Source organism: Pseudomonas sp. NY15354 (assembly GCF_048068075.1).
In the GTDB taxonomy this organism is placed as follows: Bacteria; Pseudomonadota; Gammaproteobacteria; order Pseudomonadales; family Pseudomonadaceae; genus Aquipseudomonas; species Aquipseudomonas guariconensis_C.
Genome location: NZ_JBLUPV010000001.1, coordinates 402,752 through 423,889 on the forward strand (window position 1 = coordinate 402,752; position 21,138 = coordinate 423,889).

Annotated in this window: 16 protein-coding genes and 1 pseudogene; 11 read left to right on the top strand and 6 right to left on the bottom strand. The window is 62.7% G+C overall.

Going from position 1 to position 21,138, the window contains the following annotated elements; genetic code table 11:
* Positions 1-89: 89 nt before the first annotated feature.
* The gene (locus ACNFCH_RS01840; RefSeq protein WP_337157731.1) at positions 90-2,270 is read right to left on the bottom strand and encodes a hypothetical protein; all 2,181 of its coding nucleotides are present in this window, start codon (positions 2,268-2,270) and stop codon (positions 90-92) included.
* A 124-nt stretch (positions 2,271-2,394) separates the two neighbouring features.
* Here ACNFCH_RS01840 and ACNFCH_RS01845 point away from each other — a divergent pair, with 124 nt between their 5' ends.
* A complete protein-coding gene (locus ACNFCH_RS01845; RefSeq protein WP_196165593.1) occupies positions 2,395-3,282 on the top strand; it encodes an NAD(P)-dependent oxidoreductase in 888 nt (295 codons plus the stop codon).
* Here the strand turns inward: ACNFCH_RS01845 and ACNFCH_RS01850 are convergent.
* Positions 3,182-5,446 (bottom strand): putative bifunctional diguanylate cyclase/phosphodiesterase, encoded by a 2,265-nt coding sequence (locus tag ACNFCH_RS01850; RefSeq protein WP_416742144.1) that lies wholly within the window; start codon positions 5,444-5,446, stop codon positions 3,182-3,184. The two genes, ACNFCH_RS01845 and ACNFCH_RS01850, sit on opposite strands and share 101 nt — an antisense overlap.
* Before the next feature lie 247 nt (positions 5,447-5,693).
* On the bottom strand, positions 5,694-8,540 hold the full coding sequence (gene rapA, locus ACNFCH_RS01855) for an RNA polymerase-associated protein RapA (protein ID WP_337157728.1): 2,847 nt from the start codon (positions 8,538-8,540) through the stop codon (positions 5,694-5,696).
* A 117-nt stretch (positions 8,541-8,657) separates the two neighbouring features.
* On the opposite strand from rapA, the gene ACNFCH_RS01860 reads away from it, so the two are divergent.
* The 7 genes from ACNFCH_RS01860 (at position 8,658) to ACNFCH_RS01890 (ending at position 13,554) form a co-directional block, all read left to right on the top strand.
* The gene (locus ACNFCH_RS01860; RefSeq protein ID WP_337157727.1) at positions 8,658-9,356 is read left to right on the top strand and encodes a M949_RS01915 family surface polysaccharide biosynthesis protein; all 699 of its coding nucleotides are present in this window, start codon (positions 8,658-8,660) and stop codon (positions 9,354-9,356) included.
* A 108-nt stretch (positions 9,357-9,464) separates the two neighbouring features.
* On the top strand, positions 9,465-9,791 hold the full coding sequence (locus ACNFCH_RS01865; protein ID WP_337157726.1) for an aspartate-semialdehyde dehydrogenase: 327 nt from the start codon (positions 9,465-9,467) through the stop codon (positions 9,789-9,791).
* A gap of 60 nt (positions 9,792-9,851) precedes the next feature.
* Positions 9,852-10,010, top strand: a complete 159-nt coding sequence (locus ACNFCH_RS01870) for a hypothetical protein (RefSeq protein ID WP_099593575.1) — start codon at positions 9,852-9,854, stop codon at positions 10,008-10,010.
* 134 nt (positions 10,011-10,144) lie between these two features.
* On the top strand, positions 10,145-10,261 hold the full coding sequence (ccoM, locus tag ACNFCH_RS01875; protein WP_328340283.1) for a cytochrome c oxidase subunit CcoM: 117 nt from the start codon (positions 10,145-10,147) through the stop codon (positions 10,259-10,261).
* 229 nt (positions 10,262-10,490) lie between these two features.
* Positions 10,491-12,479, top strand: a complete 1,989-nt coding sequence (locus ACNFCH_RS01880; protein WP_337157725.1) for an FUSC family protein — start codon at positions 10,491-10,493, stop codon at positions 12,477-12,479.
* Positions 12,466-12,672 (top strand): DUF1656 domain-containing protein, encoded by a 207-nt coding sequence (locus ACNFCH_RS01885; protein WP_196165587.1) that lies wholly within the window; start codon positions 12,466-12,468, stop codon positions 12,670-12,672. The genes ACNFCH_RS01880 and ACNFCH_RS01885 overlap by 14 nt, the downstream gene beginning before the upstream one ends.
* Positions 12,673-12,684: 12 nt before the next feature.
* A complete protein-coding gene (locus ACNFCH_RS01890) occupies positions 12,685-13,554 on the top strand; it encodes an HlyD family secretion protein (RefSeq protein ID WP_337157724.1) in 870 nt (289 codons plus the stop codon).
* 9 nt (positions 13,555-13,563) lie between these two features.
* On the opposite strand, the gene ACNFCH_RS01895 is transcribed toward ACNFCH_RS01890, so the two are convergent.
* Positions 13,564-14,322: an SDR family NAD(P)-dependent oxidoreductase gene (locus tag ACNFCH_RS01895; RefSeq protein ID WP_337157723.1), complete on the bottom strand. Its 759-nt coding sequence runs from the start codon at positions 14,320-14,322 to the stop codon at positions 13,564-13,566.
* A gap of 113 nt (positions 14,323-14,435) precedes the next feature.
* Here ACNFCH_RS01895 and ACNFCH_RS01900 point away from each other — a divergent pair, with 113 nt between their 5' ends.
* On the top strand, positions 14,436-15,353 hold the full coding sequence (locus ACNFCH_RS01900; protein ID WP_416742146.1) for a LysR substrate-binding domain-containing protein: 918 nt from the start codon (positions 14,436-14,438) through the stop codon (positions 15,351-15,353).
* A 165-nt stretch (positions 15,354-15,518) separates the two neighbouring features.
* The gene (locus tag ACNFCH_RS01905; RefSeq protein WP_416742147.1) at positions 15,519-15,839 is read left to right on the top strand and encodes a DUF2025 family protein; all 321 of its coding nucleotides are present in this window, start codon (positions 15,519-15,521) and stop codon (positions 15,837-15,839) included.
* 9 nt (positions 15,840-15,848) lie between these two features.
* On the opposite strand, the pseudogene ACNFCH_RS01910 reads toward ACNFCH_RS01905, so the two are convergent.
* Both ACNFCH_RS01910 and ACNFCH_RS01915 read right to left on the bottom strand, forming a co-directional pair.
* A pseudogene (locus ACNFCH_RS01910) lies at positions 15,849-18,431 on the bottom strand (EAL domain-containing protein).
* A gap of 55 nt (positions 18,432-18,486) precedes the next feature.
* Positions 18,487-19,563: a diguanylate cyclase gene (locus ACNFCH_RS01915; protein ID WP_416742148.1), complete on the bottom strand. Its 1,077-nt coding sequence runs from the start codon at positions 19,561-19,563 to the stop codon at positions 18,487-18,489.
* Between the two features lie 126 nt (positions 19,564-19,689).
* Between ACNFCH_RS01915 and ACNFCH_RS01920 the strand changes: the two genes are divergently transcribed.
* On the top strand, positions 19,690-20,784 hold the full coding sequence (locus tag ACNFCH_RS01920; protein ID WP_337157719.1) for an MBL fold metallo-hydrolase: 1,095 nt from the start codon (positions 19,690-19,692) through the stop codon (positions 20,782-20,784).
* Positions 20,785-21,138 lie beyond the last annotated feature (354 nt).

A 21,138-nucleotide genomic window follows, 5' to 3' on the forward strand; every position in this document is an offset into this window, starting at 1 on the left:
CACCCCTTTGCGGCTTCGCCAGCGCCTGCAAAACCCGTGAGGGCTGGCGAAGCTTGCGAGAGGCCGCGACGCGGCCTCAAGGCGTTCCGTTAGTAATCCACCCGCCCGGTGTGGCTGTTCAGGGAGATGACCCGGGTCTTGCCAATCCGGTGACGGAAGATCTCACGCAAGTATTTCACCGCTTTCTTCACGCACTCGCGTGACAGGCGGATGTCGTTGATCGAGACGAAGCGGCTCTTGTCGTTGATCAACTCGCGGTACTTCTTCTCGTACATCGGTTTGATCGCGTACCAGTTGGTGTCGAGGATCTTGGCCGGGTTTTCGAACTCGTTGAGCAAGTCGTCGATGCGCTCTTCGGCGAAGTGCTCGCTGGTGATGAATTCGAGGATGGCGTTGTCCAGGGTGTCGTCGAAGCGGTACGGGGTCCGTGCGAAGCAACGTTTGATGAAGGCCACGATCAGGGTCAGGAAATCGTCCGACAGGCACGGGCTCTTGGCGATCAGGGTGGTCAGCGACAGGTTCGCCGAGGCGCCGATGACCAGCGCATAGCGCTTGAGGGTGGTGTTGGGGAACAGGCTGTTGAGGTGGGTCTTGAGCCGGTTCAGGTCCATGTACGACAGCTTGTAGTCCTTGGGCAGCGACACGATCGACACCACCGAGGAGCAGTTCTTGAAGAAGTGCAGATCGTGCAGGGCCGCGGCGTCATAGCCGGAGGCCTGGTACTGCTCGAGCGCCGCACGGTAGCGACGTGACTCGATCGGCAGCAGGCTGATGCCTTCGATCGCCTGGGTCTGCTTGTTGAAGTGCGGCAGGTCGATGGAGCGGAAAAACAGATCATCGATGTCCAGGCGCGGGCTTTCCTTCTCGAACACCTTGAACTTGTCCGATGCCGGCGCAGGGCGTTCCGGCACCACCGATTCGGCATAGGCGATGGCCACAGGGCCTGCCAGGCTCATGAACAGGTCGTTGGCGTCCAGGCGAATGGTTTCGCCGATGTCGATGCCAGCGCGACGGAAGTAATTCTGGTCGTAGTCGGTGGTTACCGCCTGGGCCGTGAGGATGTTGAAGATCTGCTGGGAGATGTACTGGTTGGCGTGCTTCTCCATGGCGTTGACGTCGATGTTCTGGATCGTGCCGTCGTCGCTTTCCTCGGCATAGCGCATGATGTCATTGGAGATCAGCATCATAGCGTTCCAGGGGCGGATGCGCCCCATGACGCTGGCTTCGCTGCTGTCTTCGTTGTCGAAGTTGTACGAGAAGTCCCATTCTTCCGACAGGTATTTGCACAGCAGACGCCCGGCATTGATGTGCAGTGCCTCGGACATCTCGCTGCGGTGGTCGGAGATGTTCGGCAGCACGCAGATGCCGCTGGTGAAGATCGGCTCGAAGACGAACGAGTGACCGCTCTTGCCGTCGTTCTCGTCGGCTGGCTTGGTGTCGAAGGTCTTGTTCATGTACGAGTACTGCTGGGCCAGGCCGAACTCCGAGGCCATGCCCGAGCCGGTACCGCCACCGGCGCTGAAGATGTAGAAGTACAGGCGCGACTGGTTGGCCTTGATGCCGCAGGAGTCGATCAGGTACGAGTGGATCAGTTTCCAGTCGGCACTGGAGAAGCGCTGGGTATCCTTGTTGAGGATGATCTTGGCCAGGTACTGGCCCAGGATCGGCGCGTTACCGGCCCCGCCGGCATGGACCTCGGACAGGTCCATGATCTTCATCTTGCTGTAGTCGCGCAAAAAACCACCGCGTTCGCCCTGGCGGGAGAAGCGGATGCGTCCGGCAATGTCCTTGTCCAGGTCGCCGAGCATCACCAGCGGCTCCACCAGAAACACCGGTTTCATGGCCTTGTTCTGCACCAGGCGCAGGTTCTGACGGATCCAGCGTGCCGGGCTGTAGCCGGTCTCGCCCTTGTGCCGATCCTCGTTGTTGAACTCATTGAGGAAGAAGGTGCGGGCGTTGTAGACCAGCTCGGCCACGTCCAGGGCAATGTTCGAGCCGCAGCGACCCAGGCCGATCAGACACACCGACGGGAACTGCTGCTCCAGGCGCAGCTGGTTTTCATCCTCGGCATGCAGGTTCTGCGGGAACACCAGGTCGCGCAGGCCATCGAGGTTATCGAGGATGCGTTGGATGTCCGGCTCGGTGTAATACAGGTACTGCTGCGCCGGCGCATTGCGCACGGGCGCAAGGTCCCGGGCGGCACCCGTGGGCAGAGGGGAGGGGATCGACGACTCGGGCACCGCATTGGCAGAAGTGTTTGTTGGGGTCATAGTGCGCCATTTGCCTTGGGTGGTGGGCCGTCGGACAGTTATGTCATCTAGCCATCACGGGTGGGATTACGCGACTGTATCGTCTGTTTGTCATGCTTCTTTAATCGTCTGCCTGGAGTTGTTCATGAGTACTGCATTGCCTTCGCTGGGGTTCGCCGGAATCGGTTTGATGGGGCTGCCGATGTGCCGGCGTCTGTTGGCGGCGGGTTACCCGCTGACGGTCTGGAACCGCAACCCGCAAAAGTGCGCCGAGCTGGTGGCAGCCGGGGCGCGCCAGGCTGCCAGCCCCGCCGAGTTGTGCCGCGACACGGACATCGTGCTGCTGTGCCTGGCCGACACGGCCGTGGTGCGTGAGGTGGTGTTCGGTGAGCAAGGCATCGCCCAGGGCGGGCGCGACGGCCAGCTGCTGGTGGACTTCTCCAGCCTGGAGCCGACCGCCACCCGCGAGATGGCGGCCGAGCTGGCGGCGCTGTGTGGTATGGCCTGGCTCGATGCGCCAGTCTCCGGCGGTACCCCCGGGGCCGAGGCCGGCACGCTGGCGATCATGGTCGGAGGTGAGGCGCAGGACCTGGAGCGCGTGCGCCCGGTGTTGTTGAATCTAGGACAGCGGGTCACGCACATGGGCGGTGTGGGCGCGGGCCAGGTAACCAAGGCCTGCAACCAGATGATCGTGGCTTGCAACGCGCTGGTCATCGCCGAGGTCGTGGCGTTGGCCGAGCAGTCGGGCGTCGACGCGCGGCTGATCGCCGAGGCGCTGGCAGGGGGCTTTGCCGATTCCAAGCCACTGCAGATCCTGGCGCCTCAGATGGCTGAGAGCCGTTTCGAGCCGATCAAGTGGCATGTGCGCACGTTACTCAAGGACCTGGACACGGCGGTGAAGTTCTCACGCGAGCAGGGTTCAGCGACGCCAATCAGTGGCCTGGCTGCGCAACTGATGCGCTTGCACGGTAGCCAGGGGTATCTGCAAAAAGATCCGGCGACACTGGTAGAGCTGTATCGCAGCAAGGACTGAGCGCCGGCTCCCGGGCGTCGAGCCGCTCGAGGATCGGCCGCAGTTCGGCCAGCGGTACTGGGCGGCTGAGCAGGTAGCCCTGCAGGAAATCACAGCCGTGAGCGGCGAGGAAGGCGTGTTGCTCGATGGTTTCGACGCCCTCGGTGACCACCTGCAGGTGCAGGGTGTGGGCCATGATGATGATCGCCTGGACAATCTCGCGATCCTTCTGGCTCCCCGGTACGTCCTGGATGAACGAACGGTCGACCTTGAGCACGTCCAGCGGCAGGCGCCGCAGGTAGGCCAGCGATGAGTATCCGGTGCCGAAGTCGTCGATCGACAAAGCCACGCCTTGGGCGCGGATGCGCTTGAGCAGGCTGACGACGCGCTGGATATCGCCCATCAAAGCGTTCTCGGTGACCTCCAGCTCCAGTTGGCCAGGAGACAGCCCCGCCTGGAACAGCGCCATTTCCACTTCATTGGGCAACTCTTCGCGGCCAAGGGTCACCGCCGAGCAATTGACTGTGACCTTGAGGTTGCGATAGCCATGACGATTGAGCTGGGCCAGGTCATGGCAGGCACGACGCAGCACCCACAGGTCCAGGTCGGCGATCAGACCATTGGTTTCGGCGATACCGATGAAACGGTCCGGGCTGAGCAGGCCATGTTGGGGATGCTGCCAGCGCACCAGGGCTTCTAGCTTTGCGACCTGACCATTGTGCAGGTCGAAAATCGGCTGGTAATGAACGCACAGCCCCCGTTCTTCGAGCAGGGCCACGCGCAGTTCTTCCTCCAGTTGCAACTCCAGGGTCGCGCGCGTCTTGAGGCTGCTGTTGAAGAAGTTCAGGCTGTTGCGCCCGCAGCCCTTGGACTGGTACAGCGCCAGGTCGGCGTTCTTGAGCAGTTCTTCGGCGGTGCGTCCGTCATCGGGAAAAATACTGATGCCGATGCTGGTGGTCATGACCATGCGCCGGCCACCCAGGTCGATGGGGTCCTTCATCCGCTGCATGATGCGCTGGGCCAGGTGACGCGCTTCGTCGCGGCTGTTGAGGCTGGTGACGATGCAGAACTCGTCGCCGCCAAAACGTGCCACCAGGTCCTGGTTGCGGGTGGCGGCCTTGATGTGGCCGGCGATGACCTTGAGCAGCTCATCGCCCGCGGCATGGCCAAGGCTGTCGTTGATCCGCTTGAAGTGATCGATATCCAGGAACATCACCGCCAGCCGGTTTTCGTTGTTGGCGTGTTCGCAGAGGCGCTCGGCGAAGACTTGATTGAAGCCGCGACGGTTGACCAGGTTGGTCAGGGCATCGTAGTGGGCGGCCTGCTGCAGGGAGGCGCGCGCCTGGTCCAGCTGGCTGAGCAGAACATTGACCCGACGCAGGTCGTGCTCCTTGCTTTGCAGTTTTCTGTCCGACAGGGCGGCGCTGATGCTGCTGCCGCTGATCAGGAGGGTGATGAAAGCGACGGTCAGGCCCAACTGCAGGCTGTTGTCGGCCGACGGCAGGTGCAGGGCACTGTCGGCGGGTACTACCAGCGTCATGGCGGCCATGTTGATGAAGTGCGTGGCGATCAGGCCGCCGGCTACCAACACGCTGGCGGCATACTTGCTGGCCAGGTGCAGGGTGCCGCTGCCCTGACTGAAATAACGTCCCATCGACAGAATCAACAGGCTGGCGCCGAGGGTGACGGCGAGGGCCAGGAGCGTCAGGCCGGGTTGGTAGAACTGCTCTGCGTTGATCTGCAGGCCGGCCATGCCCGCGAAATGCATGAGCACGATACCCAGCCCGGTCAGCAGTGCGCTCTGCACATAATGGCCGAGATGCATTTCAGCGCGATCGAGGCTGTTCATCGCGAACCAGGCGGTGAGCAGGGCGATCAGCAACGACAAGCCGGTCATGGTCACGTCATAGCCCACAGCCACCGGTGTCTGCAGGGCCAGCGTGCTGATGAAGTGCAGCGCCCAGATGCCGGCGGCCAGGCAGCAGGCGCCCAGCACACGCCATTGCCGTCGGGCCATGGGGTCTTCGCTCTGGCTCTGGCGTTCGGCCATGTCCAGCGTCGCGAAACAGGCGATGCAAGCTACCCCATAGGCAAGCAGAACCAGCAGAGGGTCGTGGCGGCAGTCCAGGAAGATCTGGCCGGTAGTCGGCAGCTTGGCGAACAATTGCAGTCCCAACCACTCCATTGCATGCCTCTTCGTCGAGTTTGCACTCGTCCCCAAAAAAGCCGGAGGAGACCGTTCTGCTGCAGTATAGAAATGAGTGGTTAAGCCTTCCGGATTAATGGCACTTTGATTTCAACCATTTGGATATTGGCTTAATAGCGGGGGGATCTAAGCTCGGCTTTGCCAGCCTCGACACGTCGTCAGACGATGTAGAGGCTGGCAAAGCTAGCGATGGGCCGCGGCCCTGGGCGACCAAGGGGCCGCTGATTCAGCCTGCGACCAGTACGCGGATCGCTTCCAGGCGTAGAGCGGCCTTTTCCAGCATGGCCAAGCCTTCTTCGCGCTGCTTGCGCAGGGCGTCGATTTCGCTGTCGCGCACGCTCGGGTTGACTGCCTTGAGCGCGGTCAGACGGGCCAGCTCCTCGTCGGCTTCGGCAGCCAGGCGGCGCTGCGCCTCGGCCACGCGCTCGACATGGTTCGGCATGACCTTGGCTTCGCCACCGGCGATGCGCTTGGCCAGTACATCGCGCTGGGCCTGGACGAACTTGTTGGCGCTGGCCTTGGGCACGCTTTCCAACTGGTCATTGAGGGTTTCGAAGGCCACGCGGGGGCTCAGGTCGTTGCCGTTGGCATCGAGCAGGCAGCGCAGGGCCGCCGAGGGCAGGTAGCGACCCAGCTGCAGGCTGCGAGGGGCAACCACTTCGCTGACATAGAGCAGTTCGAGCAGCACGGTGCCGGGCTTGAGCGCCTTGTTCTTGATCAGCGCCACCGCGGTGTTGCCCATGGAGCCGGAGAGCACCAGGTCCATGCCGCCCTGAACCATCGGGTGTTCCCAGGTCAGGAACTGCATGTCCTCGCGTGACAGCGCCTGGTTGCGGTCGTAGGTGATGGTCACGCCTTCGTCGTCGCCCAGCGGGAAGCTGGCGTCGAGCATCTTCTCGCTCGGCTTGAGGATCAGGGCGTTTTCCGAGTGGTCTTCGCTGTCGATGCCGAAGGCGTCGAACAGGGTTTCCATATAGATAGGCAGGGCGAACTGGTCGTCCTGCTCGAGGATGGCCTCCACCAGCGCCTGACCCTCACCCGCACCGCCGGAGTTGAGCTCCAGCAGGCGGTCGCGGCCGCTGTGCAGTTCGGCTTCCAGGCGTTCACGCTCTGCGCGGGCTTCATCGACCAGCGCCGCCCAGGCCTTGCTGTCCCCGCCTTCGAGCAGCGCCAGCAGGCGTGGGCCGAACTGGTGCTGCAAGGCATTGCCGGTCGGGCAGGTGGCCAAGAAGGCGTTCAGGCCCTGGTGGTACCACTGGAACAGGCGCTCCTGCGGGCTTTCCTGCAGGTAGGGGATGTGCAGCTGGATGGTGTGCTTCTGGCCGATGCGGTCCAGACGGCCGATGCGCTGTTCGAGCAGGTCGGGATGGGCCGGCAGGTCGAACATCACCAGATGGTGGGCGAACTGGAAGTTGCGGCCTTCGCTGCCGATTTCCGAGCAGATCAGCACTTGGGCGCCGAACTCTTCGTCAGCGAAATAGGCCGCCGCGCGGTCACGCTCCAGGATGCTCATGCCCTCATGGAACACCGTGGCCGGGATGCCGGAGCGCACGCGCAGGGCGTCTTCCAGGTCCATGGCGGTTTCGGCGTGGGCGCAGATCACCAGGACCTTGGTGCGCTTGAGCATCTTCAGGGTGTCGATCAGCCAGTCGACCCGCGGATCGAAGCGCCACCAGCGCTCGTCGTCGCTGGTCTCGCCCTGGGCCTGGAAAGCCACTTCCGGGTAGAGCTCGGCGCGTTCGCCGCTCGGAAGTTCGTGGTACTGCTCCGGGTTGGCCAGCGGGTAGGGGTGCAGTTGGCGCTCCGGGAAGCCCTGGATCGCCGCGCGGGTGTTACGGAACAGCACGCGGCCAGTGCCGTGGCGGTCGAGCAGCTCGCGGATCAGGCGTGCGCTGGCCTGGCTGTCGCCATCGGTGACGGCGGCCAGCAGGGCTTCGCCCTCGGCACCGAGGAAACCCTCGATGGTGGCGTGGGCCTTGGGCGACAGACGGCCTTCGTCGAGCAGTTCCTGAACGGCTTCGGCTACCGGGCGATAGTGCTCGCTCTCGGCACGGAAGGCCGCCAGGTCATGGAAACGGTTGGGGTCGAGCAGGCGCAGGCGTGCGAAGTGGCTGTCCTGGCCCAATTGCTCGGGCGTGGCGGTGAGCAGCAGCACGCCCGGGATGACCTGGGCCAGTTGCTCGACCAGCGCGTATTCAGGGCTTGCCTGTTCTTCGTGCCAGACCAGGTGGTGGGCTTCGTCGACGACCATCAGGTCCCAGCCGGCGGCGAACAGCGCGTCCTGGGCCTTTTCGTCCTCGACCAGCCATTCCAGTGCTACCAAGGCGAGCTGGGCATCTTCGAACGGGTTGCTGGCGTCGCTTTCGATGAAGCGCTCGGCATCGAACAGCGCCACCTGCAGGTTGAAGCGTCGACGCATCTCCACCAGCCATTGGTGCTGCAGGTTTTCCGGTACCAGGATCAGCACGCGGCTGGCGCGCCCGCACAGCAGTTGGCGATGGATCACCAGGCCTGCTTCGATGGTCTTGCCCAAGCCCACTTCGTCGGCCAGCAGGACCCGTGGTGCAATACGGTCGGCCACTTCGCGGGCGATGTGCAACTGGTGCGCGATCGGTTGGGCGCGGCAGCCGCCCAGACCCCAGAGGGTCGAGAGCATCTGCTTGCTGGTGTGCTGCAGGGTGTTGTAGCGCAGGGAGAACCACGACAGCGGGTCGATCTGTCCGGCGAACAGGCGGTCGCTGGCCAGACGGAACTGGATGAAGTTGGACAGCTGGGTCTCCGGCAGCACACGCGCCTGGTTCTGGCCATCGAGGCCGTGGTAGACCAGCAGGCCATCGGCGTCCTCGACCTCGCGCACGGTCAGCTTCCAGCCCTCGAAGTGAGTGATCTGGTCGCCAGGCGAGAAGCGCACGCGGGTCAGCGGCGCATTGCGCAGGGAATACTGGCGGGTGTCGCCAGTGGCCGGGTAGAGCACGGTCAGCAGGCGGCCATCCTGGGCCAGGATGGTCCCCAGGCCGAGCTCGGCTTCGCTGTCACTGATCCAGCGTTGCCCCGGTTGATACTGCTGCGCCATACTGCCTGAACTCCCGCGATGAAAAAGCCGACTATGTTAACGGATAGGCCGAGTAGACCAAAGAGTCTAGCTGCTTCATCGACGAATACCGTTGCGCAACGAGGGCTCCACGCCACCATGCTTGCCAAGCACCGCTGGTTGAATGCCTCCCTGGCCCTGGGCAGCTTGCTGCTGACTGCCTGTGACCAGAAAAACTTCGAGACCTTGCCGCCGATTCCGGCCGAACAGCTGGAAGTGCTGGGCGTGCAGACCCCCATCAAGAGCGTGCATTTCCGTGACCGCGACGGCGAAGGGCTATTGGTGCTCAGCCGCGCCGATGGCCAAGCCACCGACGCCGAAACCGAACAGGAAGTCGACAAGGTGGTGCTCAAGGCTACCCTCTATGGGCGCAGCGCGGACGGGGATGCGTTCAAGTCACGCTGGCAGATCGAGCAGGAGACCAGTTGCCCAGGATTGGATCTGGACGTGGACTTCTACACTGATGTCAGTGATGTCAGCGACCTGAACAAGGACGGTGTCGCCGAACTGACCGTGGCCAGCCATGCCTTCTGTGGTGGTGGCATCGACCCCCACGACATCGCCATCGAGATGCGCGAAGGGCAGGCGGTCTACAGTATTACCGGCCAGTCGCTGATCACGCCGGCCGGTGAGGAACCGGTCGGCGGCGAGCGTGAGGACAGCGCCTCGCTCAAGAACGCGCCGCAGGTGTTGCGCGATCACATGGATGCGGTGTGGCAGCAGGTCTACAAGCGGCCTTGGAGCGAAGCCAGCCCCCCAGCCGACGAGCCGACCGAGGACGACGTCGAGGTCGAGTGAGGGGCGTGCGCTATACACCGGGCACCTGGACAAGAACGGGGGCGTTGCGTGCGGTCGCTCAAGGCGGCTGAGCGCTGGCCGATAAAGAGGTAACAGGAGACGACTTCCATGCTGCCGCCCATCATTCCGCTCAGTGCCGCGCCGGTGACCTCGCAACAGGATCCGGTCAAACCGACCCCGAACATTCCGCCGGTGGTCCCCGCGCAGCCCAGCTCCAGTGAGGGCACCATCGACCTGCGCCACCAACGCGACCCCCAGGAGCAGGCCCTGTTGCTGCGCGAAGAGCAGCGCCGCCAACAGCAGCGTCGGCAAAAAGGCCAGGACGAGCCGTTCAGCGCCGTGCCGGGGGATGAGCTCAACGCCGACAACACCGTGCCGGTATCGCCGCTGGGCGAGCGCCCGCGCCAGGGGCTGCTGGTGGATATCGAAGTCTGAGCTGGTCAGCACCGGCGTCAGGCTTCATCATGCAAGCCTCTGCTGTCAGTCGAGCCCGCCATGAGCCAAGACAACCTGATCGATTTCGATGCCGAGCGCAGCAAGCGCATCCATGACCTCAAGGAAAAGCGCCTGAACGAAGTGCGCCAGGCCTTCGAGCAGGCCATGCCGTTGGGCAAACCCAAGAAGAAGCCTAAGGGCAAGCCGAAAAAACGCTGAAATTTGACCCACGTCAAATCTGCACCCGCCTCGCGTGCCCGCCCCTGGGCACCATTGACGCCCGTCAATTTTTTCCCCTCCCGCATTCGTTACCTTGCACCCATCGGACAACGGCAAACGAACGGGAGGCCGACATGTTCTTCGACAATGTGGTTATCGCCGGTGTGGTAACGGTCGGGTTGATGTTGGTGTTCTTCGCCGGTCTGGGCATTTTCATCTGGAAGGACTCGAACAAGCGCAAGTCGCGCTGATCCTTTCCGATTCACGAGCACGCAAGGCATTTAGGGCGACTTCGGTCGCCCATTTTTTTGCCTTCGTTTTTTGCTTTCTCTGTTACCACTACCTTTGCAAAAGTGGTTGTGCCCTGCATGGAGATGGCATCGCAAAGAATGATACTTAGCTAGCTAATTAAATGGTTCCGCTTTATCCTTGCGCTGTTGTCTATCTTTTCCTCCATTACCGCCCCGCAAGGTCCGATTCGTGCCCATTACCCTCAAGGCCCTTTTCGCGCCCAGTTCCCTCGCCGTCAAGTTCGCCATCAAGACGTTGTTGGGTGGGGGCCTGGCGTTGTGGCTGGCGATGCGGTGGGGCCTGGAGCAGCCTTCCTGGGCGTTGATGACAGCGTTCATCGTGGCCCAGCCGCTGTCTGGCATGGTAGTGCAGAAGGGCCTGGCCCGGCTGGCTGGGACCTTGGTGGGCACGTTCATGTCGGTGGTGTTCATGGGCCTGTTCGCCCAGGCGCCTTGGTTGTTTCTGCTCACCCTGGCGTTGTGGCTGGCGCTGTGCACGGCAGCGTCCACCCAGTTGCGTAGCGCCTGGGCCTACGCGTTCGTGCTCGCCGGCTATACCGTTGCGATCATCGCCCTGCCGGCGATCAGCCATCCGCTGCAAGTGTTCGACCAGGCGGTGGCGCGCTGCACCGAGATCTGCCTGGGGATCGTCTGCGCCACCGCCACCAGCGCCTTGCTCTGGCCGCTGCGGGTCGAACAGCAGCTCGCAGGTCAGGCACGCCAGGCCTGGCAGAACGGCCTGCAGGCGTGCAGCGCCATGCTTGGAGGCGAGGACGAAGCGCGTAAAGGGCTGTTGGAAATCCTCGGGCGAATTGTCGCCATCGATGCCCAGCGCGAACACGCCTGGTTCGAAGGACACCGCGGCCGTCAGCGCGCCCGGGCCATCCGTGGGTTGAGCCAGAAACTGATGATGTTGTTGCGTATCGCCCGTTCGGTGCGGCGCCAGTGGCGCCAGCTCGACGAGACCGAGGCCGGTCGGCTGGCGCCGTGGCTGGAGGAGGTTCGTGCGCAACTGGCCGCCCCCGAGTTGCCGAATCTGTTGCTGTTGCGCCAACGCCTCTGGGATGCAGCCCATGACGAACAGATCAGTTCTGCTGAGCATTATTGTCTGGCGCGCCTGACCCTGTTGCTGGATTTCGCCATGGCCGCGACCCAGGCCTTGCAGGATGTGGAGCAGGGTAGGGCGCCGAAGGAGGTGTCCCAAAGCCTGGCAGCTCACCGGGACTTGCCGTTGGCACTGCTGTTTGGATCGCGTAGCGCCTTGGCCTTCCTGGCCATGAGCAGTTTCTGGCTGGCCACCGCATGGCCGGCGGCGCCGGGCGGGTTGGTGCTTACCTGTGTGGTCTGTAGTTTGTTCGCCAGCCGTGAGAATGGCGCGCAGATCGGCTTGAGTTTCTTGCGTGGGATTCTTCTGGCGATCCCGGTGGCGTTTCTGGTGGGGCAGATCCTTCTGCCGCAGTGGAGCAGCTTCGCGATGCTTTGCCTTGGGATGGGGGTGCCGCTGTTTTTCGGGGCCCTGGGCATGGCTCACCCACGCACGGGCGCCACTGCGACCTCTTATTGCCTGCATTTCATCGTGCTGGTGGCGCCGCTGAACACCATGCATTTCGACGTGGCGGCCATGCTCAACAGTGCCCAGGCCATGTTGCTCGGCGTGGGCGCGGCAGTCCTGGCGTTCCGACTGTTGGTGCTGCGTCATCCGGCCTGGCTCGGTCGACGCCTGCGCAAGGCAACCCAGGGTGATCTGGTACGCCTGACGCGTCGTGATCTTCGGGGCGCCGACAGCTGGTTCGGCGGGCGCATGGCCGACCGCCTGATGCAACTGGCGCGGCACGCCAGCGAGCTGCCGGAAGCTGAGCGCAAGCGGTGGGACGATGGCTTGCACGGCCTGGATATCGGCGATGAGCTGGTGCACTTGCGCATGTGCCTGGCCGTGGCCCAGGCCCCGCTGGAGGCTGCCGAGCGTCATTACTTGCAACAGCTGGAGGCGGTGCTCGCCAGTGGCCCCGCGCCTGGCCGTGGCCAGCGCCTGGACGCGGCCAGTGAACAGTTCATCGAGGCCCTGCGCCGCCAGCCGCCCAGCGACCCGCTGCGCCTGGCCATCGGCGCGGTTCTGCAACTGCAAAGAAGCTGGGGCAAGTGGTGCCGCCGGCAGGAGGAAATCCATGGGCTTGCGTGAGTGGGCGCTGGGCGGCGTGCTGCTCAGCCCGTTCCTGGTCTATGTGCTGATGGCCCTGGCCCTGACCGGTTTGCTGCGCCTGGTGGTACAGGCCACACCCCTGGGGCGTTGGATCTGGCACGAGGCCTTGTTCGATGCCGCATTGTTCGTTTGTATCCTGTCCCTGGTGGTGCACCTGTTGGGACCTTTGTAAGGAGTGAAGTCCATGCGTACAGCCGTACGTACCCTGGTCACCTTGTGTGTGGTGGCGCTGGCGGTGTTTGCCGGTTACCACCTGTGGCAGTACTACATGCTCACCCCCTGGACACGGGATGCGCGGGTACGCGCCGATGTGGTGGTCATCGCCCCGGACGTCTCCGGCTGGGTGCGTGAGCTGAAGGTCCACGATAATCAGCAGGTCAAGGCGGGCGATATGCTCATGAGCATCGATCGTGAGCGCTTCCAGGCCGCCTACGATCAGGCCAGTGCCGTGGCCGAGACCCGTGCCCAGCAGTTGCGCCTGCGCGAGCGCGAGGCGGCACGTCGCACGGCGCTCGGTCCGGAGGCCATCAGCGCCGAGCTGCGCGAGAACGCCCAGATCAACGCGGCGATCGCCCGTGGTGAACTGCACGAAGCGCAGGCGCAGTTGCAGGTGGCCAAGATCAACCTGGACCGCAGCGAGGTGCGCGCGCCGCGCAGCGGGCACATCACCAATCTGCGCCTGGCCCAGGGCAACTACGTCAATACCGGGCAATCGGTGATGGCCTTGGTGGACGACTCGACCTTTTATATCCAGGCCTATTTCGAGGAGACCAAGCTGCCGCGCATTCGTGTGGGCGACCCGGTCAAGGTTTGGCTGATGGGCGCGGGTGAGTCGATGGACGGACACGTGGAGAGCATCAGCCGCGGCATCACCGACAGCAACAGCAACCCTGACAGCCAACTGCTGCCGGAGGTCGAGCCGACTTTCAACTGGGTGAGGCTGGCCCAGCGGATCCCGGTGCGCATTCGTCTGGACCAGATCCCGGAGGGCATGAACCTGAGCGCGGGCATGACGGCCAGCGTGCAGGTTCATGAAGAACAGGCACAGCGCTGAGCGCCCGGCTCAGAGGAACATACCGCCGGACACTTCCAGCCGCTGGCCGGTGATCCAGCCATTGCCGTCTTCGAGCAGCAGGGCAATCGCCGCGCCGATGTCATCGGGCAGGCCGACCCGGCCCAGGGCGGTGTTACCGGCAATGAAATCATTGACCTGTTGGTTGTCACGGACCACGCCACCGCCAAAGTCAGTCTCGATCGCGCCGGGGGCCAGGATGTTCACACGGATGCCCCGGGCACCGAGCTCCTTGGCCTGATAACGGGTCAGCACCTCCATCGCACCTTTCATGGCCGCGTAGGCGGCATAGCCTGGCAAGGCGAAGCGGGTCAGCCCGGTGGAGATATTGACGATGCGCCCTCCATCGGCCAGCAGCGGCAGCAGACGCTGGGTCAGGAAGAACGGCCCTTTGAGCTGGATGTTCAGCAACTGGTCGAATTGGGCCTCGCTGGTTTCGGTGAATGGCACGTTCAGGCCGATCCCGGCATTGTTCACCAGAAAGTCAAAACGCTCCCGGCCAAAGTGGTGCTGCAGCGTGTGGCTCACACGTTCGGCGAAGGTCGCGAAACGGGCGCTGTCACTCACATCCAGTTGCAGCATGGCGGCCTTCACCCCGGACTGCTCCAGTTGACGAGCGACCGCTTGGGCTTCGTCGGCTTTGCTGTGATAGGTGCCGATGATGTCGATGCCACGTGCGGCCAAGTGTTCGGCGGCGTTCTTGCCTAGGCCTCGGCTGGCACCGGTGATCAGAGCGAGTTTGCGGGTCATGTCGGTTACCTCGTTGATGGCTGTGGTGGCAGGTTATTGGTCTGTACAGAGGTGATAAATCCGGCGTTTATGGAAATACTGTTCGAACATTCTGGACAATGAGCGACCTTTCCATGAACAAGCTGGAACTGCTGCGCACCTTCGTCAGGGTCAGTGAACTGTCCAGTTTCACCCTGGCCGGCGACAGCCTGGGGTTGCCGAGATCAACGGTGTCAGAGCAAGTCCGGGCACTTGAGCATCTGCTGGGGACCCGGCTCTTCAACCGCACCACCCGACGCGTCCAGGCCACCCAGGACGGCATGCTGCTGTATGAGCGCAGCAAGAATCTGCTGTCGGGCATGGAGGAGATCGAGAGCCTGTTTCGCAGCGATGAGGCTGATCTGGCGGGACGCTTGCGCATCGATTTGCCGACCATGATGGCCCGGCAGGTCATCATCCCGGCATTGCCTGGATTTTTGGATCGCTACCCACGCCTGGAGGTGGAGATCAGTTGCACCGACCGCCGGGTCGATCTGCTGCGCGAAGGCTTCGATTGCGTACTGCGGATTGGCGCGCTGAGTGACCTGGACGTGGTGGCGCGGCCGGTCGGTCAACTGAGCATGCGCAATTGTGTGAGCCCCGCGTACCTGGCGCGTCACGGTGAGCCGCACAGCCTGGAGGATCTGGCCGCGCATCGACTGATCCATTACGTCGGCACGCTTGGCGCGCGCAGCCCAGGGTTCGAATACGAGCGCAACGGACAGGTACACCTTCAGGCCATGGCCGGTGTCGTGACCGTCAACAACGTCGAGGCCTACTCGGCGGCCTGCCTGGCAGGTCTGGGATTGATCCAGGTGCCAGCGGTAGGCGTCGTCGATCACCTGCACCGTGGCGCGCTGGTCTCGGTGCTGGAGGGCTTTCAGGCCCAGGCCATGCCGGTGTCGTTGCTGTACGCCCGGCAGCGCCACGTACCCCGTCGGGTCCAGGCGTTCATGAACTGGTTGGCCCAGCTACTGACGTCCCAGGTCGATCCACCCGCGGACGGGCATTGATGCTTGCGGCACTGGGAAGGTCTGTCTAGCGAGCCGATCGGTGAGGCATGGAAAAACTTGGCGAACGGTCTGCCACATGCGCTAGGCTGGCCCTGCGCGTTGCCCGAGAAGAGGCGGCCGCTCCCGCCCGGCGTGCGTCCTTTCGAGATCAATTGCGAGGTACGTATGACCATCACATCGCTGGATATCTGCAATGCCGCCGACCAGCTCACCGGCTTCGTCGGGTTCCATGGCAAGCGCGGCACCCATATCGTGCGCTTTAGCGAAGACGCCTTTGGCATGGATGTGGCCGACGAAAGCATCACCCCCTGCAGCGAATTCGTCTGGCGCCACCAGCAGGGCACACGCATGGCCCTGTGTCGCGAACGTCTGGCGCTGCTGCTGGCCCAGCATGTGGATGATCGTCTGAACATCGGCGAGCCGCTGCGCATCTACCTGCGTCGCAGGGACCTTCCGGAAATCGTCGCCGAGCGCCGCTTGCGTTGAATGCAAGACTCAGAGCGCGCCGCGCTGATCGCCGCGCGCTTTGAGCAAGGCCTCGAAATGCTGACGATCCAGCGGCCGGCTCAGGTAATAGCCCTGAACTTCGTCACAATGGTCCTTGGCCAACAACTTGAGCTGTTGCTCGGTCTCGACCCCTTCGGCGGTCACATCCAGGCCCATGGCCCTGCCCAGGTTGATGATTGCCTGGACCACGGCGCGGTCGCTGCCGCTTGGATTGCCCAGGCCCGCGATGAAACGTTTGTCGATCTTGATGCTGTCGAAAGGGTAGGTCCGCAGGTAGCCCAGGGAGGAATACCCCGTGCCGAAATCGTCCATGTTCAGGCGCACGCCGAGTTCCTTGAGGTCGAGCATGGTGCCCAGGGCGCCCTCGATGTCGTTGAGCATGACGTTTTCGGTGATTTCCAGCTCCAGGCGTTGGGCCGGGAAACCCGTTTGCAAAAGGATCTCGCGCACATCCGCGACCACGTTGCTGCGTGAAAACTGGGCCGGAGAAAGGTTGACCGAAATCAGCAGATCCTGTGGCCAGTTTCGTGCGCTTTGGCAGGCCTCGTGCAGCACCCATCGGCCGAGGGCGACAATGAGGTCGCTTTGTTCGGCCAGGGGAATGAAGGTATCCGGGCCGAGCAGTCCCTCCTGTGGATGCTGCCAGCGCAGCAGGGCTTCGACCGAAACGATCTGAAGGTCCTTCAGGCGATAGCGCGGTTGGTAGTGGAGCACGAACTCTTCGTGCTTCAGGGCGCGGCGCAGGTCGCTCTCCAATTGCCGGCGATACTGGATCTGCTGATTCATCTGTGGGCTGAAGTAACGCCAGGTGTGCTTGCCCTCGGCTTTGGCCTGGTACAGGGCGATGTCGGCGCAGCGGATCAGCTCCCCGGCATCGAAGCCCTGGGCGCGACTCTGGGCAATGCCGAGGCTGGCGCCGATGTGCAGTGGCTGGTCTTCGAAGGTAATGGGTTGCTGCAGCAGATCGATCAGGCGGGCACAGAAGCGATCGACTTCACTGTGGTTGTCCAGTCCGCTGAGTACCAGCACGAACTCATCTCCACCCAGGCGTGCCACCAGGTCTCCTTCGCGGGTGGTGTCGCGCAGGCGCGCGGCGACTTCCTGCAACACGGCGTCGCCAGCGGCGTGGCCAAGGGCGTCGTTGATTGGCTTGAAGTTGTCCAGATCCAGCAGCAGCAGGGTCAGTGGCGGTGCGTCGCTGCCACGCAGCAGAGCCTGTTCCAGATGGCGGGCGAGTTTGTTGCGATTGGCAAGGCCGGTGAGAGCATCGTGCATCGACAGGTGTTGGATTCGCGCATGGGCGTCTACTTCGTCGGTGATGTCGCTGGCGGTGCCACGAAAACCACAGTGCTTGCCATCGAACAGGATCGGCCGGGCCGAGACCCGGCAATAGCGGTTCTGGCCGTTGGGGTCCCGATAGGCGCAACGCAGATTGGCCAACTGCTGTGGGTCGACCTGCGTCTGGCTGTCGAGCCACGCGCTCAGGGGGGTGGTGTCGCAGGCCAGCAGTTGGTTCAGCGGCTGGCCAAGCCAGTCTTCGGCGCGGTAGCCGGTGACCCGGACGAAGCGTTGAGAAAGGTAGGTCAGGCGCTGCTGGCAGTCGGTTTCCCAGATCCAGTCGGACGCCGCCTCGGCGACGGCGCGAAAACGCTGCTCGCTGGCCTCCAGCGCCTGGTTGCTCTGCTGCAGGCGTTGCAGGCTGAGTTCGACCGCGCGCGACCCCTGCAGTACTTGGCGAAACAGGTAGAGCATCACCAGGCCCAATACCAGCAATGCCCCTAATAGAGGCGGAAGTACTGCCCAGAGCAATTGTCGGCCTGGTTGCGGGCTGTTCTAGGCCAGGCTATAGCCGGTGTCGCCCAGGGTGATGCGAGGTTGCCCCCGGGCGTCGGTCGCGCTCTTCTCCAGGCGCAGGTCAGTCAGGCCTGCGCCTTTGCCGAACTGGGCCAGCTTCGGTGCGGTCAGTTCGTCGACGAACAGCATCACCGGCGCATCGGCCACCTCGCCTGGTACGACGTCTTTGTCCGGGCGTACGGCGGCGGCACTGAGCACGGCCGGTGAGCCATTGAGCAATACGAAGTGGGTGACCTGCTCTCGAGCTGGGGCAGCCTCGCGGGCCTCGGTGATGAGCCGCGCCAAGGGGACATCGATGAAGGTGCTGGCCGGTGATTCGGTGGGCTTGCCCTTGAACAAGGCATAGGTGGTGCGCTGGTCTTCGACCACAAAGACGCCTTCATAACCACTGGCGGTGTAAAGCGAGTCGCCGACGTTCTTTTCCTCATAGGCCCATTGCCAGTCGACCTTACCCGTCAGGTGCTGGTAGGCGGCATCCCATCCTGCATAGCTGGACAGGAACTGACGCGAGGCCTGCAGCCGTTGCTCCAAGGCCTGGGTAGCCTGGAAGGTGCTGCGCTCCTGCTCCTGGTGATCGAGAATCCGGGCAATGTTGAACAGCGCGCCCAGGGTGACTAGCGCCGCAAGAATGAATAGCAGGGAAAAACCAAAGATCAGTCGACGAGCCTGCAAACGTGGCGCAGGGCTGCTGGGCGAAGAGTCGACATGCCTGTCCATGCGCGAGAGCTCCTTGATGAACTGCATCCCTGGTGCGCGGCGGCCTGGGGCAGGTTCAGTCAGGATAGGCCAGCTTGAGTGTGGCAGCCCCGTCCTGGGCAAAATTCACTTGATCACGACCTTGACGCTTGGCGGCGTAGAGGGCTTTGTCTGCTTCCTCCAGCCACCGTTCGGGGGACTTGAGGTCGGCCGTGAAGGGCGCCAGGCCAATGCTCAGGGTGATGCGCAGTGCTGGCAGTTGTGGGTTGCGGTACGCGCCGACGCACTCGCGCAGGCGCTCCATGGCATGGCAGGCCTGGGCCTGGTCGGTGTCTGGCAGGATTACGCAGAACTCATCGCCCCCATAGCGCCCCGCCAGGTCGTGCTCGCGCAGGGTTCGCTTGAGTTCTTGGCTCAGTTGGCGCAGGACGCAGTCACCGACCACATGGCCGAAGGTGTCGTTGATGGTCTTGAAGTGATCGATATCGATCAGGGCAATCACGGCGCTGGCCTGATGCTGACGGCAAGCCTGGAACCTGAGCTGTAGCAGGTCCTTCCAGGATCCGTGGTTGAGCAGGCTGGTCAAGCTGTCGGTGCGGCTCAGATCGCTCAGGCGACGCTTGTGTTCGGCCAGCTTGATCGCCAGTCGGTAGCACACCCAACCCAGCGCCAAGGGGTAGAGCGTCAGCATCGGCAGGCAGGCGTAGACCTGAAGGGGTGTGGCAAGCAGTTGCAGGCCAGGATCGAGCCCCAGCACGGCCAGTAGCATCCCCGCCAGTTGCGCCAGCATCCCACGCCAGACCAGCCGTTTGCCGCCGGCGGCGACGTTGTTCATCGTCATCATCGACAAGATGGTCACGCTGGGCAGCGGGTTGAAGTGAAACGCTGCCGTCCAGAAACCACCCATCAGCGAATCCAGCAGCAGGTTGCGTTGTTCGGCCATGTAGGGCGTGGCGCTGCGCCGGGCCCATAAATAAGCCAGATGTGGCCAAGCCAGTCCGTTGAACAGAAGCAATGCCCAAAGCCAGGTCGCAGGCTTTAAAGGGGCGAGGGCGGCCATGACACTGAACATGCCAATGCCCAGGCCGATGATTCGCGGTAAGTAGATACGCCTGACGAATGAGAGCCCTTTGCCGCTATTGTTATCGTTCATGGCAGTTGTTCTGTTGTGGAACACCGTTTATCGCATAAGTCGCATGAATATTGTTCAACAATAATTCATCGATGAAAAATGGCCTTGGAAGCCAATTCACGGTTGAGTCAATCACTGTGGGGTAACATGAACGCCTTGCTCTTGATCGGAGTGTTACTGCTCATGCTGCCTCTGGACTCTACCGCTGGCGAGCCGGCGCCATATCGGGATGGGCGTTTCCATAATCAGGCTATCCTGCCCCAGGATGGCGCTCTGAAAAAACTGCGCATTGGCTTGAAGTACCTGTTCCTGCGCAAGCCTCCCGGCACGCGCCCGGCAGCGCCCATCAGCCTGCAGCCCATGACCCGTCAGCAGGTGCTCGATGCGCCGGACCACAGCCTCTGGCGCCTGGGGCATTCGACGGTACTGCTCAAGCTGCGTGGACGCTTCTTTATTACCGATCCGGTGTTCGCCGAGCGCGCCTCGCCCGTGCAATGGGCAGGACCATTGCGTTTCCATGCTCCACCACTGAGCCTGCAAGAGCTGCCGCCGTTGACTGCGGTGATACTTTCCCATGATCACTTCGATCACCTCGACGAGCAGACGATTCGTCAGCTGGCGCCACGTACCGGGTTGTTTCTGGCTCCGCTTGGGGTGGGCGAGCTGTTGATCAGCTGGGGGGTACCTGCAGCCAAGGTGCGCCAGCTGGATTGGTGGCAGGAAACCGAGATCGAGGGGGTTCGCCTGGTGGCAACCCCCGCGCAGCACTTTTCAGGACGTGGTCTGTTCGACAGCAATCGCAGGCTGTGGGCATCTTGGGTGGTCATGGACGAAGAGTTGCGGCTGTTCTTCAGTGGTGACACAGGATACTTCGATGGCTTGCGCCAGATTGGCGAGCGCTATGGGCCATTCGACCTGACCTTGATCGAAACGGGGGCCTACAACCTGGCCTGGCCCAATGTGCACATGCAGCCGGAGCAGAGCTTGCAGGCCCACTTGGACCTGCGTGGGCGCTGGTTGCTGCCGATCCATAACGGCACCTTTGATTTGTCCATCCACGGGTGGCAGGAGCCATTCGATCGCATTGTGGCATTGGCTTCGCAAGCGCAGGTGCGATTGTGCACGCCCCAAATGGGGGAGCGGGTCAGCCTGGATTCGCCGCACGAGGGGCAGAATTGGTGGCAGCCGCGACCGGTTCGTGAGCGGGGCAGGGTGATCGAACGCGATGTTGTGACACGCTGAGAGGACTCTTTATGCAGTTTTCTTAAAAATAAGTGTTGACGGGGTTTCGAATCCCCTTATAATGCGCCCCACTTCCGACGCAGTCGAAACGCAAAACTCCTTGAGAATCAACGAGTTGAACGCTTCAGGTGGTATCGGAAGGGCTTCGATCTTCTGATCGGCAGCGGTGAAAAAGGCAGTTGACAGCAAGTTTTAACGCTGTATGATTCGCCTCCCGCTACGAGAGATCGCAGCGAGTTAAGCGGTTGAAGTTGAACGGGTTTCTCGGAAAAAACTTCAAAATAAACGCTTGACAGACTTAGAGGAAAGCGTAGAATGCGCGGCCTCGGTTGAGCAAAGCGCTTAACCAAATCG